We start from the raw sequence: 19,881 nt of genomic DNA, 5'->3' as shown, positions 1-19,881 counted from the left end.
TCCTTTTACAATATATTTATAATAGGTATCTTTGTGCTGTAATCAAAGGTACCTATTTTTATGGCAGGCAAAAAATTTTCCGAAGACGAAGTAAAGCTCATTATCGACGCAGAAAGTGCCAAGGCACAACAGGCTATTCACGAACTTGAGAAAGAGTCTAAAAACTTACGTGAAGAGAACAAGGCACGACTAGATCAGATGCTCAAGTTGGAGGCTGCAGGTCAGAAAGAATCTGCCTATTATAAAAGCCTTCAAACAGAATACACAAAAACCAGAAAGAAAATCAACGACAATTCGAAGGCAATTGCAGAACATACAAGCCGTATCAATGTCAATTGCAAATCCATGAACCAGTTGAAGAAAGAAGCGTCTCAGTTGAGAAGGCAGCTCAATGAGACAGTTCAGTCTTTGCACCCAGAAGAATATGCCAAGCTGGAGAAACAGCTTCAAAAAGTCGAAGGGCGTATTTCTGATTTAAAACAAAACGCAAAAAGCCTGAAGGAAATCTTTACGTCTGACAACACAATAGGTTTTCTTACTGGTACATTTCTTGTTAAAACAGCAGAGTCTGCAGTAAACACTGTAAAGAATTTGATTGGTAGTGTTAAGGAAATGGTAGACGAAAGCGTTGAGATGGCTCGGTCTGCAGACGGTGTAACTCACGCCTTCGAGAAACTTGATCGTCAGGATCTTCTTGACAATCTGCGCAAAGCAACCAAGGGGACTATCAATGATGTGGAACTGATGAAATCATTGCTTCAGGCAAAAGATTTCCGTATTCCTCTGGAAGACATGGGCAAGTACCTCCAATTCGCCCAGCTGAAAGCACAACAGACAGGACAGTCCGTTGAATATATGACTAATAGTATAGTCACTGGTCTCGGTCGTAAATCCGTAATGATCCTGGATAATCTCGGAATATCTGCATCAGAGGTCAACGAGCGCACGAAACAGATGGGTTCGTTCATGAAGGCTGTTGCTTCCATCGTCGACGAGGAATTGGCATCAGCAGGAGAGACGTATGTCAGTGCCGCAGACCGTATGGCACAACGAACCGTCAGGCTACAGAACGCCCAGAAAGAACTGGGAGACGAGCTGCTTCCTCTCAAAGAAAAATTTGACGATGTATATGGTGAGATGCAAATCGGGACTATCGATTTGATAAAATGGATGATTCAACATCGTGACGTAGTCGCTGCGCTGACTGTTGCCGTCATTGGTCTGACTCTGGCAACAGCAGCGAACAGTACGGCAGTCAAGGAGAATATCGTCGTAACCAAAGGTGCAGCTGCTGTCAGCGCTCTGTATAAGAACGTCATCACAACGCTAAAAGGATTATTACTACTCCTTACCGCCGGATACCTTAAGTCGAAAGCCGCTATCTTAAGCCATACCGCCGCCACAAATTTGGCGACAGCTGCTAATACCAGAGCTGCCGCTGCCATGCGTCTATTCAATGCCGCTTGCAAGGCAAACGTGATCGGACTGGTAATTACAGGGCTGATAGCTGCCATAACATATTTCGGTCTGTTTTCTGATTCCGCAGAAGACGCAAAGGAAAAAACATCCGAATTGGCTGAAGAGGAAAAGAGGTTGAAATCCGTTAGGACAGAGGCTGACGGGCAGTTAAAGAAGGATATTGCCACTCTGAAAAACTTTACCGGCACAAAAAAGCAAGAAATAGAACTTGTCAAACAGATGAATTCCAGGTACGGAGAGTCTATCGGTTATTATAAGACTGTCAGTGAATGGTACAATGCGCTCATCAAGAACTCGAAGCTCTATTGCGACCAGATGGTCATAGAGGCTCAGACACGCCAGATTGCCAATCAGATCGCCGAGCTGGAGCAACAAAAATATGACATAAGGTTCGATAAAAACGGTAACAAAAAGAAGTACTCAAACAGGAGGGCAACCCATCATTACATGACCGGAAAGACTGAGGTGGAGCAGTCGGACGCAGATAAAGCGCAGGCACAATATAACGATCTGAACTCTCAGTCTCGAGCACAACAAAAACGCCTTGAAGATTTAGAAAAGAAGCGTCTTGCCAATGCCAAGACACTACATACTGGAGCAAGTGTTGATCCGTTTGGGGGTACTTCCAATAAAAACAGTGGCAACACTAATAAAGAAGACAACACTTCCCTCAAAGAATTCAAACGGGCACGTCAGGCTGAGCTCGACGCAGAGAAAGCCGTCTATGAGGAGCAGCTCGTTGTCCATAAGAAGATGTTGGCAGAGAAGAAAATGACCCGTGAGGAGTACGACTCATGGGTACTGGCTTCCGAGGCGGCATATAAGGAAAGCGTGCTGAAGATAGAGGAGAAATACCGGACAGAGTCACAGAACCTCTCCCTGAAAGACACCGAGAAGAAAAAGGAGATTCTGTCTGATCAGCAGCGCAATGTCGAAAAAGCCGCCTCTGACTCGAATCAGGCACAATTGAGGCTGTACGAGCAATACCAGCAACAGATGAACCATCTGCGGTCCGCTTCCATGTCTGAAGCAGACCGTGAGAAAGCAGACCGTGACGCACAGCTCGCGGTTCTTGACGCATACTACAAAGCCTCCCTTCAGTACGCTGAGGAGAACAAGGAGAATACGTTAGCCGTAGACAACGCCTATTTCGCCGCAAGGGAGAAACTGGAGGAGGACTGGAGAAAGAAGGACGAGGAGCGTAAATTCCGTGCCCGCTCCTCCGCAGGACTGACCACCGTCCAGGAGGAGCTTCAGTACGGCATGGCAGGGATTGATGCCAATACCGATCTCTCTCCCGAGGAGAAGAACAGGGCGAAGGAGAACCTGGAGCGGGAGCATCAGGAACGCCTTCTGCAGATCCGCCAGGAGTACGGACTCGTCAAGCAGCAGGAGCTCTATGACATGGAGCTGGAGCAGCTTAGGCTGGCACATGAGCAGGGAATGCTCTCCGAGGAGGAGTACGAAGAGGCGAAGAAGAATATGAAGATGCAGAAGTGGAAGGAGTCGTTTGACTATTACCACGGACTCTTCAGTAATGCGGTCAGTGCCCTTCAGGACGCGGAGCTCGCCAACGTCGACGCGAAATACGACGCGGAGATAGAGGCTGCACGCAAGGCAGGCAAGGACACCACCAAGCTGGAGGAGAAGAAAGCCAGGGAGCAGCTGGAGATCCAGAAGAAATATGCTGATATCAACTTCGCCATCAAGGCTTCTCAGATCATCGCCGACACCGCCACGTCCATCATGAAGGCTTACGCAGACCTTGGACCGATAGCGGGAAGCATTGCGGCGGCGCTGATGGGTGTGACCGGCATCGCACAGCTGATGGCAGCCAACGCCGAGCGTCAGAAGGTGAAGCGCATGACCCTGAACGGAGGGAGTTCCTCTTCCTCCGCATCAGCAGAGCGTGTCGCCACAGGTAAGGAGGAGGGCGGGTTCCTGGATGTGGAGCGTGAGCAGGACGGCAAGCGCTTCCACGCAAAGTACGACCCTCGCCGGCGCGGCTACGTTGATCGTCCTACCGTCATTGTCGGAGAAGGTCCTGTCGGACAGTCCAAGGAATGGATTGCCAGCAACGCCGCCGTGGAGAATCCGACAGTACGCCCGGTGCTGGATGTCCTTGATCGTTCCCAACGTGCCGGCACTATCCGTACCCTTGACCTCAATAAGTTCCTGATCCAACACAGGGGCTTTGCGGAAGGAGGCAGCGTATCCTCCGCCTCACTGAGAGTCCCACCGACAGGATTTGGGATGGATCCTGAGCTGATGGAGCGGTTCATTGCCCTGATGGAGCGCATGGAGCGTAACGGCATCCCCGCCCATGTGGGACTCGACGAGATAGACAACCAGAACAAACTGCTGGAGCAGTCACGTAATATCGGAAGCAAATGAAGATCACAGACATAGAGACAGGAGAGAACCTGCAGGTCATACCAGGCACGAAGCTTTCAGTAGAGCGTACCAACCCGTTCTTCAACGACTACGGGGAGCAGACTGTCCCCATAGACATTCCGGCGTCCCCACATAACTGCCGCATCCTCGGTCATCCGGAGGCGTTCGGAGTCAGGCGCAAGGCTATCATGAGGAGCGCCGTCATCCAGGACGGGGAGTATTACGCCCAGTGCCGTCAGGCGGTGCTGTCCGCCACCCGCCGCGGCAGTATCAGCACCTCTTTCTACATGAGTGACGGAAGCCTGTACTCACGCATCGGCAACATCAAGCTCCGGGACATCTACGGTGACGAGCGCATAGCAGCCGCAGGATCCACGGTGGCAAGCTGTATCGCCTGGTGCAAGACGCTGGTTGACAACACCAACCCGGACTACACCATCTTCCCGGTCCTTGTGACCGACGACTCCAATATGGACACGGGATGGAACTTCAAGATCCTGAACAACTACGGATGCGGGTTCCCCGTATGGGACTCGCCCATAGGAAGCACCGAGGCTATCTCCGTCAAGAAAGTGGCACCGCTATGGAATGCGTACGGCAGTGAGACACCGCGGTTTGACACCGAGGAGGATACGGTGGAGTATGTGGACGGGATAGCCGTCAACCTGAAGCCCGGATACTATATATCCCCATTCGTCCGGGCGGTGAGGGTCCTGCGTGATGTGTTTGCCCATTTCGGATACTCGCTCGAGGAGAATTTCTTCACCCGTACCGAGCCGTTCTCCAAAATGGCTGTCGTCAACAAGTGCATCGACACAATCGTGAACGGTTACATCCTGAAGGCGGATCTGGTACCAGACGTGACTTGCAAGGATTTCCTTGCCGTGTTCCGCAGGAAGTTCTGCTGCGAGTTTATTGCGGACGAACGCGACATGACCGTCAGCGTGGCGTTCCTTGGTGATATGCTGTCACAGCCTCCGTCAACCGACCTTACGGGTAACATGACCGCCGAGCCGACGTTCTCCTTCAAGTCCCAGAAGGATTTCCGCCGTGTCAAGCTCAGCTCTGAGCACAAGGTAGACCAGGAGGCTTCCGACAGCTATGACTCTGTCAAGGAACTGCAGTCCCGCCACGAGACGGCAGTGTTCTGCTACGTCGACGGCGCTTTCTATAAGAGAGGGTGGAAGGGACTCCAGCAGGTTGAGACGAAAATAGCCGAGAGCTCCATGGATTACGATATCGGAGACGAGGAGCAGGTTGAGGAGGTCAGTGTCCCTGACCTTCAGCCTGAGTACCGGATATTACGGCATGTGCATGAGTATAACGGGGAAACACAGACAAGGACCCTGGGCTATTATCTGTATGTCGGAGATTACGTCACCCGCCACAGCAAGCTGAAGACCTCCAATGTCGAGTCGGATGACGAAGACTATGATGAAGACACCAAGGCTTCCGGGAATCCGTGCATCCTCGCGTTCTCCTTTACGGACAATAGTCACATCGCCGGCACGGCGGGTAGCGTATCCGCGTACAACCTGTACAGCCAGGGGCTTGGCGTACCAGCCTACGGCTCGAACCTGAACACCAGGGGACTGTCTAAGATATGGGATTACAGCCTGTTCTATTGGGGACCGGACGGTGTCTTCGAGAAGTTCTACCGCCAGATGGATCTTTTGCGTCGAAACGCACTTAACGAGGTTAAGGTCAAACTGCTCCTGTCTGCCCATGAGAAGATGAATATTCCTGTTTCGCGCAAGGTCTGCCTCAGAAGCGAGGAGTTCTTCTTGGACAAACTGAAATTCACGCTCGGAGGAAAGGACGATCCGCTGGAGACCACCATGCTGACGGTGTCGCCCGGGACACCTCTTTCCGAGGCGGCTTCCATTGAGGTCAAGTTGCCTATGATGACGGCAGAGTATCATTGGGAGACACGTTCCGAAACGACAGATGTCACATGGGTCAGCTGGCTTGTTGAGGACGAGTCCCCTTACCATGGTGACGGAGAGTTCCACACAACAGTCTACCCTCCCCTTCCCTGTGCGGAACTGGTCGGATCCTACTATGCTGAGCAGTCGGCTTATATTTACCAGGGATACGATGTCGTTCCTTTCTCCGGTTACAGATACAAATACAAGCGCAGGAGGGTCTGGCTTGTGTGCGTCCATAACTGATATCACGGATGTCCTTTCCCGTGTCGGGCTGATTATGTAATTTTGTACCAAACAAACGTCTATGAATGTAAGATCTTTCCCGGACAGCCTGAGCCTAGTCGGCAATATGCGTCACCTCGTGGTCGAGACCACGGAGGACGTTTCCTTTTCCATCAGGATTCAGGGGGCAAGTACTGATATCGTCAAGAGAGTCTTTTCCCCGAACAGTGATCACATAATGGAGGTCGACCTCTTTGACATCGTGTCACCGGAGCTCTCTTTCTCCCTGCAGAACGAGTCATCACCATATCGTCAGACGGATATCGTCAAAACCTTCGTGATAACACTGAAGGGAGTCTCCAGCAATCAGACACAGACAGTCACCTTCACGGCACTCCGTGGCGGTGTCGACCGTCTTGCCGACACGGCAGAGCTCTTCCTGCAGCAGAACTTCCTGACCTGGCAGCCGAACCTCAAACCCGTGACCTATTATACGCCTGAGTTCCTGACTTACTATGCGACAGTTGCGTCCATGGTCAAGTGCAAGGCTCGTATCGGAGGGAGCGACACGACAGTAACCCTGGCAAGCATACCCGCAGGGCAGGCTTGGACCATTCCCGTACAATACGCCGTCATTGCAGGCAAGGTCGCCGGACTCCCGTCGTACTATGACGTGTGGGTGGAAAACGGTAACGGAGATCGCCTGACATACGTTCAACGCTATTATGCCCAGGACATGAGGTCCGAGGACGAGCAGTGGATCCTGTTCGAGAACTCGCTGGGCGGCGTCGACACCTTCAGGGCTTACGGCAGTACGGAGATGACCGCTGACCATTCCCATAACATTGCGGAGATCGAGGATGTCGCAGAGGAGTTCCGCGTGGACACCACAAGGAAATACAAGAAGAACACGGGTCGCCTTGACCGGAAGGAGCGTCTGTGGCTGCTGGATTTCTTCCCAAGCCTGGTAAAATACGTGTACGCAGGAGACTATCTGCGACGGATCGTCGTTACGGACAGCGATGTCAATTACAAGGCATCGGAGCTTCCGTCCCAGTATAATTTCACGTATAAGTACGCAGATGCCAAGCCCTACCTGAACATTCCCAGGGCAGACGCACCGCTTGAGGTTCTTGATATCGATATACCTGAGGTTGGTTCTTTTACGGTCGCCCCGCGCTTGGCTGAGTTCCCTAGGATTCAGCTAAGTAGCGGGGCGCTGTTCCCCGTCCAGGATCCTTACGGAAGTTCCTGGGCAGCAACCACCCTTGGCGCGATAGCTCAGTTCTTTATCCGGTATATAATAGGATCGTACCCTGGCGGTGGAGGAATCGGACATACCCATTCCAACTTCGATTTCTTGGAGGACCTCTCCTGGGACAAACTTCTCCGGAAAGACAGGGATGATACCGCTGCGGGGGTCATCACATTCCTGAAGGGGCTCTCTGCGTCTGAACTGTCGTATTTCTTAGGGGGGCTCTCTGCGTCTGAGTTATCATCATTTCTGAAAGGAATACTCATAGGCAATGACGGCATCTACGGCATTGACGAGAACGGTGACGCTAAGCTTCGTGAGATAATCGCCAAGTCGCTCCAGTCGTCGAATTACATGTCAGGACTGCGTGGGTGGAATATTGACGCTAACGGCAATGCCGAGGTCGGTACGCTCCATGTCCGTGACACGCTGGAGGTGGACGAGTTGCGCATCAACCGTCAGCAGGCGCAGGAGGGTGACACCATTTTCTCCGACAACGACCAGATACTGGACGTTGAGGAGCATGTTGACGAGACGGACGGCAGCACCTCATACGTGCTAACCCTGAAAGAGAAGTGGGAAGGGTACTTTACCGCTCAGATGTACGGCAATATCCTGCGTGGCAAGATTAACACCCTCGCCGCCAAGGAGGCTGGTGTCAGCGACTACTCGGAGGACACCGAGGGGCAGGAGCGGGACAGCGGTCGGAATCTCTACTACACGTCATTCATGACCGTCACAGCGACACACAACACGACACCATCATTACTTGGAGTGAACCAGATACGTGTGGTGCTCTGGGGTGATGATGACGTGCCCATGTCAAGGAACTTTCCACCGTGCGCTATGATGACTATAGCGAGATGGGGATGTGTGGACTATTCCGACGAGTATGTGGACGATCCCTCCTATGAAGCCGTCAAGTCGGATATTAAGCGCAGGCAGCAGTTGTTTGTGCTATCGTCCAATGACGGACGCATCACAAAACTGGTCGGTGTCAGCAAGCCCATACTGGAGGACGGCAATATAGGGGCGACATTCGGCACGCTTCCTGAGTTCGTGAGGAACAACAACCCCGAGGTGGCGAAGAGAGTCATCGAGGGTCGTGACTACCTATATGCGCAGGGGGTCGTTGTCGGGGACTTCATACAGACCGACATACAGGGAGTACCGATACCTACCGTCGTCAACGTGGGTGACTGGGTGGACGGTGCGCAGATACAGGAGCCGTCCGTCGGTAATGGCATCTACCTGTCAGGCGAGTTCAATGAGCAGAACCAGCGTTACGAGACGCATGCCGTACGGCATCGCAACGGCACATGGAAGTGCCTGATGCACCAGCCCGTCAAGTCTGGTGGCAGCACCACTTACTATGAGCCGAAATGGAACTCCCCCTATTGGCAGTTGATAGACGGTGACGGACGCAAAACCATAGAGTTCTCGTCATCCAACGGCTACTCTTTCCGCAGAGGCGTGGTCAATACAGTGATAACCCCACACCTGTTCTACGGCAACGTTGAGATCTCGGACGATATAGCAACGGAGTTCTGGTGCTGGAATCGCAGCACACTCAACACGGATACTGGCGAGTACGAACAGGACGAGCAGGACTTGGTATGGAATACGCAGCACGTTCAGATGAAGACCTTGAGTCTCTCAAATAATGACATGCCTATCGGATGGTCACTCAAGCGGAAAGCGATATTCACATGTTGCGCAACGATACTTGACGGCTTAGATACAATCACAATAGAAAATTATATAACAGTATGAAAAGAGTAAAGATAACGAATCCGGCGGTCATTAACACAACTCTGTCACCACTGACCGAATCGTTCCGCATCGAGGGTAACGCCACATATCAGCAGTGGTACTATAACATCGACGGGACTTTCAAACCAGACAGACAGATAACGCCGTTACTGCTGTTCCCCCGTATATCCGTGTATGACCCCGAGAGCAGACAGGCCTATACCCCCCTAATAGTACAGCCTACAGAATGGGCTTACAGACAGGGGAGCAATGACACATGGCACACCATCGAGGTCACGGAGAGTTCCGAAAACGCAAGCACTGCCGACTATGTTATGAGAAGCGACTTCTCATTGCTTGTCCGTAAGAACGCCCCCTCGCAGTCACCTGTCGATATCAGATGCACTCTGTGGTACGAAGACCCTCGCCTGCCGGGACAACTGTATAGCGTTACTCCGGATGATGTTACACTTGCCACCAACACGGACACGAGCGTACTATATCCAGACATACTGTTGGACTGTCCTCCTATGAGGAGGTTCAACGTCATCGATGACAGCGTATATGACGGAACGGCAAAAATGCTGAAGGGACTGATGACGTTCCAGTGTCGTGCCGTCAAGAACCTGACTGATGTCAGTAGCGGCACATATTTCGTGTGGTATATCCGCGAGAACGGAACTGAGGTTCTTGCCGAGAGCCACCCTTGCTACGTCAGCGGACAGAACACACAGACACTGACGGTAGACGTGATGTACTCGGAGTATATCACGGTCGTATGCCGTGGCAAACAATCCTCAACATCGACGGTGTTCTTCCCGTCACAGGCAGTAAGTGGGGTGTCCTGGGAGATACCCAACGTCGATGCCATCACAAGACCGTTGAACGGCACTACCGTTGACAGCGTTAATAGACAGATATTCTTTGACACCATCCTCAATATGAAGCGTGGCAATAAGATATCCATTCTTGATGATGACACGAAAAGGGCGCACTTCCTGTTCAACTGGAAGCGGCGCAAGGCTAACTCCTCGGTGAAGACGGACTGCGGCTGGGGCAGCGAGATCAGGATTCCGTCATCGGACATGCTTGATTACAACAAAATCGGCTCTCAGGTCTTTGCCGATGTGTACCTAAAGGGCGCATACGAGGCATTGACGCAGAACGGTGCTGTTGTAACGCAGAACGGTGAGACAGTTTATGAACGTAAATAGATATAAAAAAATGGCAATGGATTTGAGATTCTACGTTGTCACGGAGGAAGTGGCACGCAGGGCTGGTCTTGAAGACCAGCGTTACAGGACGAAGGATGGCAGGTACATCCTTGACAACAATGACTTGGGACGTATCGCCTTGACATCCGACGAGTACATCAGCGGACTACATGGTGTAGAGGTAATCAGCAAAGAGGATGCGAAGAACATGATAGCAGAGGGAGGCTATACCATTGTCTCCGCACAGGGTAATAACGAGACAACTAATGACAAGGAGGACGGACAATGAGCGGCATAGGAGGAAGAATAGCCATCAGTCTTATAGATGACGGCTCGCAGATACACTCACTGTTAAGGAGTACAATGACTTTGAATCAGTCGTGGACAGGCAATGCGGCGAGTCCTGACTGGTCTGGCAACAACAATCCGATAATATACGCGGACATAAGGAACGGAGTGACACCTTTAGATGCTGTAAGCAATGTCAAGTGGTCGTACAACGGAACAGAGATTACATTCAATTCCAATAACATCAGCACGAACGCTGGTATTTCGGGGGTGTTCCAGAAGATAACCCACAATAGCATGCCTGCTCTGAAGATTATAGGCAACCTTGCCAAGAGTGACAGTGTGAACGAGAGCGTCGTTGCTCTCAGCGGCAGTGTTGTTGTAGACACAGCCGTGCTCCCGGTCTACGCCACAATCAACATCAGGTTGTCGTCATTCGCTCAGAATGGTGGTTATGACGCATACATCGACTCTGTTGACGGACGCTTCGCAATAGAGAATGACGGTGATACGCTCTATCTCTACAATGTTCTCAAGCAGGCTGGAGTGAGTGATGTCGCAACGGTTCAGGCAAGTGACTATATAGCCGAGTTTTACATCAACGGTGTGCAAGCGGCTTCGTCTAAGGTGACAACCCAAACGATAGGCGGATCAACATACTATCAACTCACCGTCGGGGACAGTGACATCCTCGATTACGCCATCATCGAGTGCAAATGCTATAAGAAGACAGCCGGAGCGAAGGGCGCATACATCATGTCCTCCTTCATAGAGGTCAACGATATATCCGACCCTGAGATGATGTATATCAGTTCTACAGTCGGAGGCACAGGCATACCGTCATCACAGACCACGGAGACTGGTGAGGGCAACGACAACAGTATTCACGCAGGTCAGTACGTCGACTACGATATATGGGTGGCAACATCGACTGACGTGACAGATGTGAACACCATGTTCGCACATTATTACATACAACTGCTGACTGCACAGAAGGAGGTGTATATGGGAGAGGTTGCCAATGCAAATCTTGGAACCCCTATAGCAAGCGGAAGTTTCAAAGGCTACCGCAAGATGCTGTCGCCCTCAACCATATTCCCGTCCATCACGTCGGGGCATGGTATGTGCCGCATCACGGCGGAGCATGTCAAGACGCTTGGTCGCAAGATGAGCGGCTCCGTAATAGCGTCAGATGTTGAACTTACGGAGAGTATGTAATGCCAGAGAAGAGAACCATATCAGGATGTGTCAACATCTCGCTTGTCGAGGACGGTGTGACCTATCAGATAGAGGCATCTGTCGGTAGTGTCACCATTGCGTCCAATGCGACAGGCGCGACTCTCACGACAACTGTCCGTTTCTACTCCAAGGAGGGCAGCGCAGACCGTGCCGCCCTCTCCTGCTACTCTTGTGTCTTCAAGAAGAGCGGCAGCACCTATACCCGTGTGACATCTGAGTATAACAGGGCATACAACAGCAAGCAGTCCAGTGGTACTATCAGCAATCTCTCCGTCGGCACTTCTGTCAACGCAGTTGCTGTGTGTATCTACGCATATCCCTCACAGGCTCATGAGGGCTACCTTTACGAGTTTGAGATACCTGTGTACAAGTCTGGCGACAAGGGAGACAAAGGAGACACTAACAAGCGTATGCCATATTACGCAGGAAAACTGTCAGAAGTCAAAGGAACGGTGATTGTCGCAAACGACCACAGCACGCCATACGTTGACGTGGAGACAGGGACGGAAGACCATCCTGTATGTTATATCTACGTCGGTGCGAACACGTCAACTGGCAAGACTTACCCGTCAACTGCACAAGCATACTCCAGCAGTTCGGAGTGGGAGATAATGACATCAGACTTCAAGTGGCTTATGACGCAAGCCGTGTTCACACTTTTCGCAAATGTTGGAGGCTTTATTATCAACGGTGATTACTGGATTTCCAAGTACGGAAACCTGTACCACAAGACCAACGGCAGCGTAACCACTACGGTTATAGATGCGGACAATGTTGGCACCTTGTATGGTGGTGCTGTAGCCTATACTTATTTCGATGAGACTGACCCGATGGCGGACACTGACATTGACGAGGGAGCCTATAAGTTCCGACCAACCAAGGTCATCAATGCCGTCAGCGGCGAGGAGTATATGGCTGGAGGCAAGATACGTGTCAGTGCCAACGGAGATGTCGATATCTCTGAGGAGGTGAGGGTGAAGGCTTTGGAGTCAGTAGCCGCCAACGGAATAAAGACCCGAATCTCTGGCGGTATAATGCAGGTGTTCGGACTGGCTGGTGTCGCCAACTGGGTGTTCGGTGTCGATGATAACGGCAGTGCTATACTTGAGTATCACAACAATGCGGGTCAGAGGCTCTATGACCTCGGTGCGACTGGACTGGCGGAGATTACGAATATAGAAGAGACCGTCAACCTTAAAGAAGACTTGTATTTCCCGAGCGAACTCCGTTCTTTCAATACGCTTGACGGGTCTGTCATCTCAACGATTTACGCTAACCAGAACTTGTATAAGAACATTTTCAAAGAAAAACCGAATATTACTAATCTCTATTGGTATGGCGCGAGGAAAACCAAGACCGGCAGTTCCGTAACTTACTATGCAGGAGTGTATGCGTCAACAGTGGCAAAGGCAGGGGCGGCTGACAATAAGGCATTCTTTGCCATTGCCGACATAGAGAACGGTGTATTCGCAGGAGGTGTCTATTTCGATGTTGGCTACCAAATCCTGCTGTTTGACAATGATACATGGAACAGGCTTGCTCAGGATCAGCAGGCAGCCGTCAAGGCGACGTACTATACCCCATGGGCAAGTTTTTATCCCACATCGGGAGCATATCGTTTCGTCTGGGGTGTATTCCCTATATATGTGAGACAGTTACGGCTCATACGCTCAGGAACTGGTGCAACGTCATTTATATACATTTTAAGCAACTATAAATTCTAATTCAAATAAAAGAAAGGAAAAAATATGGAAACAAAAGCAGCAATGCAACAGGTCATCAATTCATTGACCGCAACAACGTCGCCAAACGACACGGACATCCTACAGTTACACAACAACGCAGGGCTTCCCTCTTCCAAAGTGACAGTCGGCGGCTTAAAAGGGAAGATGGCTGAGACAATCCACAGACGGACGAGACTTACGAACTTCGACCTTAACGTTTTGAAGCAAGCCGTTATAGACCAAAATCTTGAGAAATACGGACTCAAGGTAGGCGACCAAAAGACTATCAACGGACACACCTACGTTATCGCTGGGCTCAACTGCATGAAAGGTACACACAATTACCGTGCCACAGCCAATCACGTAGGTCTCATCGTTATTCCGCATACTACTCAAGCATGGAATGCGAGTGGCAAGACAAATGAGGGTGCTGACGGGCGTGGTGAAGGATACCTGAATAGTGACTTGCATTATTACCTCGAAAATACTCTCTTACCGCTTGTAGAGACAGACCTTGGTGCGTCCAACTTAATCGGACACGCAAAGATTCTGACGAATGCAGTCAATACGACAGGGACGAACAGACTTGGGTCAGCGACAGGGTGCTCTTCTGGCTGGACTTGGGAGCAGGACTGTAAGATTTGCGCATTGTCGGAAGTACAAGTGTATGGAAGTATTGTATGGTCGTCGAGCGGATATGATACAGGCGAGGCGTGCAGACAACTTGACGTGTTCCGTGTATATAATCACACGGAGATATTCGGCAATGAATACCCGTGGTTAAGGGACGTGGTTTCCGCTTCCGATGCCGCTCGTGCGTACGGCCACGGTGGCGCGATCTATACCGCTGCTTCGCTTGCCCTTCATGTCGCTGCGCTCATCCTCTTCAAATAAGAGGTTAATTAATCATTGCAGCCCCCTCGTGGGGCTGCGTATCAAGTGTATAATGTAACAATAATATGAGTGTTGTAAAATCAAAGAGAAACAAAAGTGGTATTGAGTTCGAGATGATTCTTTTTCAACTTGTAGATGGAATTGATAATCTCGTTGAGCACGATTTTTACGCTGAGGGAATGCTTGCCATCAAGAATAAGATGTTTCTTGACATGAGAAGCAGGGCGTTGGAAGATTTAACGGATAAACTGGTGTTCTATATCAAGATAGCCAACTCAATATATCCGCAGTGTATCGCTGAGTGGGAAGAGCGACGTGTAGCGCAAGGGAAGGCTATCGGAACTTGTTACGCCATTCTGACCAATATGCAGCGAATCATGATGCGTCTCAGGATTCCCGACAATAAATACACACTCGACATTCAGAACATTATGCGCATGATAAACAGCCTTAAAGCGTGGCGAAAAAGTGACAACAAACTGAAAACGAAATTAGTACAATAAAGATACAGGTATGACTCTGAAGGTGGTTTCCGCTTCCAATGCCGCTAATGCGAACAACAACGGTAACGCGAACAATAACACTGCTTCGAATGCCAATCATGTCGCTGCGATTATCCCTCTGCGCTCCCAATGGCTAACGACATACAAATGTCAAAACAAAAAGCCAGCTAAGAGGATAAGGAGAGTCAGACCTTCTGCCCTTTGGCAGTAAATAAGCAGGGTGACGCTGCCTGATACGTCAGATGTAGCTATCAGCACCCTGCCACTTTTAAAGTAAAATATGGCAACACTCGAACAACTGGTAGAACTGGATAAGCTGAATGAATGCACCGTTGAGTGCACGAAACAGAGCCGCTGGAAGGAATCCACCCAGCGTTATTTTGCTGATATGCTTACGAGAAACATACAGTTGCAAGACGATGTACTGCATCACCGATACAAAGTGTCTCCTACAATAGACTTCACTATTAACGAGCGTGGGCATATCCGTAATATCGAAGCTCCAGTCGTAAGAGACAGAGACTTACAGAAGTCGATGATGAAGAGTGTGCTCACTCCGTCATTACGACCTTATCTTATTTACGATAACTACGCATCACTGAAACAACGTGGTACAGCATTCGCCCGTAAGCGTTTCGAGATAATGCTACGTCGCTTCATCAGAAAGAACGGAACAGACGGATATATCCTGCTTGGCGACATCGCTAAATACTTCGAGAGCATCAGCCATGAAACTTTAAAACAAATAATTGCTCCGAGACTGGTCAACGAACCGCAGGAGGTAATAGATTTAGTGCACTATATGATTGACACCAGTTCGCACAGCGATTATGGACTGAACCTTGGCAGTGAAGCACCGCAAATCTTCGCAGTGTATTACATGAACCCGATAGATATATACATTAAAGTAGTCCGTGGTGTAAAGTTCTACGGACACTATATGGATGATTTCTTTAGTCTTGCTACAACAAAGGAAGAATTGGCGGAATTGTTAGATGATATTAAAGGGAAAGCAAAGGATATACATCTGAGTATAAACAGCAAAAAGACACATATAGTAAAACTCAGTCATGGATTCACTTTCCTACAGGTCAGATACACGATAACCAAGACGGGAAAGATTCTGAAACGCCCGTCACGTAGCAAGATAGTCCGTGAGCGTCGCAGACTAAAAGCATTCCGTCGTATGTATGACAAGGGGCAGATGACAAGAAACGACATCTTTAACTGCTATCAGTCGTGGAGAGGCTCATTAATACGAGAACATAACGCTTGTCGCGATATCGTTACAAGTATGGATGCTCTGTATCAAAGCCTTTTCCCTGTTCGTCAGAAAAGAGAGAAACCGAGTCGCAAGCGAATGGTAAAAGCGATTAACCATGAGGCAGAGACGGAAGATTTAGAATATTGTTTAACATTAAAATAGTAAGATTATGAACGAAGACAAGAACTTTGACAAGCGTAATGCTTTGAATGCAGAGTTAGCATCGCTAATGAGCGGATTGAGTGCTAACACGTCACCAATCGGAGATTGGAAAGTAATTAAGGTGTACGAGGCACGCATGTTAGGCAAGGAAGACCCCTACGACATGGAGGAACTTGCAGCCGAACGACAGGCAGTACGTGACCGTATCAACGAGATTCAGAAAGAATTGAAGAAACTGGACTAATGAAGAGGATTTTAGATTGGTTCGCAGGATTAGGCAAGGACAAGATATTGCACGATGACTTGGTGTTTACAATCTCCTTGCTTGCCGCCTGTGTATGCAGGCTGATAGTCAGCAAGGAGTGGTATAAGATAATCGCATGTGCTTTCTTCGCTGGCTTCATCGCAGGTGTGGCGAAGGAAATCTATGACGAATGGAAGTACAAGGGTGCTGACGAGCGTGACTGGGCGGCAGACATCTGCGGTCTTGTGCGTGGCACTATATTCTCATTATTGTTAACAATATAAACACAAACACAATTATGGAAAAGTACAAAGGATTCATTTATTTTGCTCTGATATGCCTGTATATCTTATGCACAATCGGAGGTATCGGGTATGCCTGATACAATCACACATATCTCATTGCAGTCGGTGTGGCAGCCGTCGCTTTGATGGCTTTGCCACAAGTTGTCAAATATATATATATATCAGTTTTGTAGGATTGTAGGACGGTAGGATGAGAATTTAGAGCACTCCATGGTAATTAACGAGAAGGTCATTGGCTTCCTGAATATCTTTTGGTGTATATATGTCCGTGATAAGGATGGAAGAGTGTCTCGCTTGATCCCTTACAGACAAGATATCTGTATTAGCCTTCAGCATGTTGGTTATTCCTGTATCTTTCAGAGAGTAGAACTTGTACTGAGGAGGAAGCCCAAGGTCCTTCCTGATCCGTGAGCTCCAGTAGTCTCTGAACGCCTTCTCGCTCCTGTATTTTTCTCCTGGGACAAAGTCGTCACTAAAAAGGTAGTAGTTCCCAGGATGTCTGAAGATCTCGTTTTCTATCATCAGTCTCATTACATGATCAGGAATCGTTACCGTCGCATCGCACCTGTTCTTTGTACTGTTTCCGTGAAGCTCGAGGGTTTTTCTCTTGACAGATATGTCCCCAATTCGTATGTAACTCATCTCGTGCGGACGAACGAACATGTAATGGAGTATGTAGCATGCGAGCAGGTAATGTTTGTTTTTCTTCAAAAGATAATCCCGCAAAGCCGCCAGAACTCCGTCAGGAATCACAGACCGATCCTTTCGACCTCCTCGGATCTTTATACCCGCAAAACTCTCCGACGGGTCTCTCGGGACATACCCCCTTTCCGTTAGATAGTGGCAAAAAGACTTGATCCATGTTAGATAGTTGTTTCGGGTACGTATTGTGTCGTTCCTCTCGACCAAGACGTAATCCAGGAAGTCGGATATCACGTATCTGTCGAACTGATAGGTGTAAAAGACGTTCACGTTCTTTTCCTCCCTCCATTCCAATAGCATCCTCAGGCGACTGGTATATGATGCGTAAGTCTCAGCGCGAAGGTTATCCTCCCTCAAGAGTTTCATAAGGTAATCCCTATACTTGTCACATACTTCGAGGAATGAGGAGTATTCTGTCGGTCTCATCTCCTCAACCCATGGGTTCCACCCTCGCATAAGTTTCTCTGTCAGCCTTCTGATAAGATCTTCTCCGTACTTACGTTGATCTCGCTTCCCCTTTACATGACCCAGCATGAATTTCTTGGTTCTGAATTCACCCCTGGACGGATCAAAGGCGACCAGAGACACGTAACACTCTGATTTCTGGTGAAACACTGGCTGCTTCCAGCCTACAATCTCATCAATTGCGCTCTCGCGCGATGTTTTGACATAATTTTTTTTAGCCATACATTAATTTTTCATGCATGACTGTGTTAAATGAATAAAGTTATTTGTCAATTTTCGGTTTTCACCGATTTTTCGCCGACTGTCAGTCCTCCGACAAACACAAAACCGCCCTGTTTAAAGGCGGTTAAGTTGTTCTTAGTCGGGATTACTGGACTCGAACCAGCGACCTCGCGCCCCCCAGACGTGTGCGCTACCAACTGCGCTAAATCCCGATCCTTTTGAAGTGATCTCTTTCGAAATCGTGTGCAAAGGTACTGCTTTATTTCTGTATTTGCAAATTTTTAACTGACTTTTTTTACTTATTCAGGCAATTTGAAGTACCTTTGTGTCGTTAAATATAATGATTATAAAATAGGTACGCAAGAATGACACAATATTCAATTACGGCACCCAGCCATCTCCAGCACACCGCTAAACTACCTGCATCAAAGAGTATCTCCAATAGAGCATTGATTATCCATGCTCTGTCGGGAGGCAGCATCCTGCCAGACAACCTTTCCAACTGTGACGACACCGAAGTGATTGTGACAGCTTTGAAAGACAATCCTTATGAAATCAACATCAAAGCCGCGGGCACAGCCATGCGTTTCATGACCGCCTGTCTCGCTGTAAGAGATGGAGAGGAACATATACTGACTGGTACAGAGCGGATGAAGCATCGTCCAATTGGTATCTTGGTAGATGCGTTGCGTTTCCTTGGTGCCGATATCGAGTATGTAGGTGAAAAAGGGTTCCCCCCACTCCGCATTCGTGGTAAGCGACTGGAAGGTGGTCTTCTGGAGGTCCCTGGTCATATCAGTTCACAATATATCTCCGCTTTACTGATGATTGGTCCCGTCCTTGACAAAGGACTAACACTACGTCTCATAGGCGACATCATCTCACGTCCCTACATCGACCTGACATTATGGACGATGCGGGAATACGGGGCTGATGCGGAATGGAGTGATTTTGAAACCATCGAGGTACATCCGAAGCCCTATCAGGAGCGTCCTTACTATATCGAGAACGACTGGAGCGGCGCTTCCTACTGGTACGAGATGATGGCTCTATCGAAAGACAAAGAATCCACAGTTCGTCTGGAAGGCCTGATGGACGGGTCTAAGCAAGGTGACTCTTCCCTGCGTTATATCTTCAGCCTGTTGGGAGTGAAGACACTATTCAAGACCAAGCAACAAGGGGTGCCTACCACTATCACCCTCCGGCAGTCAGGACACTGCGTACCCCGCTTGGAATATGATTTCGTCAATGCTCCTGACCTTACCCAGACATTTGTCGTAACCTGTGCATTGCTGAATGTGCCTTTCCATTTCCGTGGACTTTCAACTCTTAAAATCAAGGAGACCGATCGTATTGAGGCACTTAAGAAAGAGATGCGCAAACTAGGGTATGTCATCAAGGATGTCAATGACAGTGAGCTTATATGGGACGGAGAGCGTTGTGAGCCTGACCTGCAGAAAGGCATCGACACCTATGAGGACCACCGTATGGCTTTAGCTTTTGCCCCCTGTGCCTGTAGTATTGGGAACATTCTCATCAATCATCCACAAGTGGTCAGCAAGTCCTATCCCAACTACTGGGAAGACCTGTGCAATGCACAGTTTAAAGTAGAGAGTTCAGAGTAA

15 protein-coding genes and 1 tRNA gene are annotated in these 19,881 nt (G+C 49.3%); 14 read left to right on the top strand and 2 right to left on the bottom strand.

The window, feature by feature from the left end:
* The first annotated feature begins 60 nt into the window (after positions 1–60).
* From BM257_RS05135 to BM257_RS05080, 13 genes are all read left to right on the top strand, one after another.
* The gene (locus BM257_RS05135) at positions 61–3,873 is read left to right on the top strand and encodes a hypothetical protein (protein ID WP_092069180.1); all 3,813 of its coding nucleotides are present in this window, start codon (positions 61–63) and stop codon (positions 3,871–3,873) included.
* Positions 3,874–4,354: 481 nt separating this feature from the next.
* The gene (locus BM257_RS15100; RefSeq protein ID WP_255405548.1) at positions 4,355–4,477 is read left to right on the top strand and encodes a hypothetical protein; all 123 of its coding nucleotides are present in this window, start codon (positions 4,355–4,357) and stop codon (positions 4,475–4,477) included.
* Positions 4,478–4,577: 100 nt separating this feature from the next.
* Positions 4,578–6,044 (top strand): hypothetical protein, encoded by a 1,467-nt coding sequence (locus tag BM257_RS05130; RefSeq protein WP_143096758.1) that lies wholly within the window; start codon positions 4,578–4,580, stop codon positions 6,042–6,044.
* A 61-nt stretch (positions 6,045–6,105) separates the two neighbouring features.
* Positions 6,106–9,051: a hypothetical protein gene (locus BM257_RS05125; protein WP_143096757.1), complete on the top strand. Its 2,946-nt coding sequence runs from the start codon at positions 6,106–6,108 to the stop codon at positions 9,049–9,051.
* A complete protein-coding gene (locus BM257_RS05120; protein WP_092069174.1) occupies positions 9,048–10,244 on the top strand; it encodes a hypothetical protein in 1,197 nt (398 codons plus the stop codon). Before BM257_RS05125 ends, BM257_RS05120 begins: the two co-directional genes overlap by 4 nt.
* Positions 10,245–10,254: 10 nt before the next feature.
* Positions 10,255–10,533, top strand: coding sequence for a hypothetical protein (locus BM257_RS05115; RefSeq protein WP_143096756.1), 279 nt, complete (start codon positions 10,255–10,257; stop codon positions 10,531–10,533).
* Entirely contained in the window at positions 10,530–11,750 is a 1,221-nt protein-coding gene (locus BM257_RS05110) for a hypothetical protein (protein WP_143096755.1), read from the top strand. Before BM257_RS05115 ends, BM257_RS05110 begins: the two co-directional genes overlap by 4 nt.
* Positions 11,750–13,495, top strand: coding sequence for a hypothetical protein (locus tag BM257_RS05105; RefSeq protein ID WP_092069164.1), 1,746 nt, complete (start codon positions 11,750–11,752; stop codon positions 13,493–13,495). Before BM257_RS05110 ends, BM257_RS05105 begins: the two co-directional genes overlap by 1 nt.
* Before the next feature lie 24 nt (positions 13,496–13,519).
* Positions 13,520–14,389 (top strand): hypothetical protein, encoded by an 870-nt coding sequence (locus BM257_RS05100; RefSeq protein ID WP_092069161.1) that lies wholly within the window; start codon positions 13,520–13,522, stop codon positions 14,387–14,389.
* Between the two features lie 65 nt (positions 14,390–14,454).
* Entirely contained in the window at positions 14,455–14,892 is a 438-nt protein-coding gene (locus BM257_RS05095) for a hypothetical protein (protein WP_092069158.1), read from the top strand.
* A 280-nt stretch (positions 14,893–15,172) separates the two neighbouring features.
* Positions 15,173–16,318 (top strand): RNA-directed DNA polymerase, encoded by a 1,146-nt coding sequence (locus BM257_RS05090; protein WP_092069155.1) that lies wholly within the window; start codon positions 15,173–15,175, stop codon positions 16,316–16,318.
* A 7-nt stretch (positions 16,319–16,325) separates the two neighbouring features.
* Positions 16,326–16,562, top strand: a complete 237-nt coding sequence (locus BM257_RS05085; RefSeq protein WP_092069152.1) for a hypothetical protein — start codon at positions 16,326–16,328, stop codon at positions 16,560–16,562.
* On the top strand, positions 16,562–16,846 hold the full coding sequence (locus BM257_RS05080) for a hypothetical protein (RefSeq protein WP_092069149.1): 285 nt from the start codon (positions 16,562–16,564) through the stop codon (positions 16,844–16,846). Before BM257_RS05085 ends, BM257_RS05080 begins: the two co-directional genes overlap by 1 nt.
* A 219-nt stretch (positions 16,847–17,065) precedes the next feature.
* Here the strand turns inward: BM257_RS05080 and BM257_RS05075 are convergent, their stop codons facing one another.
* A complete protein-coding gene (locus BM257_RS05075; RefSeq protein WP_092069146.1) occupies positions 17,066–18,256 on the bottom strand; it encodes a tyrosine-type recombinase/integrase in 1,191 nt (396 codons plus the stop codon).
* Between the two features lie 139 nt (positions 18,257–18,395).
* Positions 18,396–18,468, bottom strand: a tRNA-Pro gene (locus tag BM257_RS05070).
* Positions 18,469–18,621: 153 nt separating this feature from the next.
* Here BM257_RS05070 and BM257_RS05065 point away from each other — a divergent pair.
* Positions 18,622–19,881 carry a 3-phosphoshikimate 1-carboxyvinyltransferase gene (locus tag BM257_RS05065; protein WP_092069143.1) on the top strand — a complete coding sequence of 420 codons (1,260 nt, stop codon included), beginning with the start codon at positions 18,622–18,624 and terminating at the stop codon, positions 19,879–19,881.

The sequence above is a fragment of the Prevotella sp. tf2-5 genome (assembly GCF_900115435.1).
Lineage (GTDB): Bacteria > Bacteroidota > Bacteroidia > Bacteroidales > Bacteroidaceae > Prevotella.
Note: the sequence above shows the minus strand (reverse complement) of the source record. Positions and strands in the feature narration are given on the sequence as shown.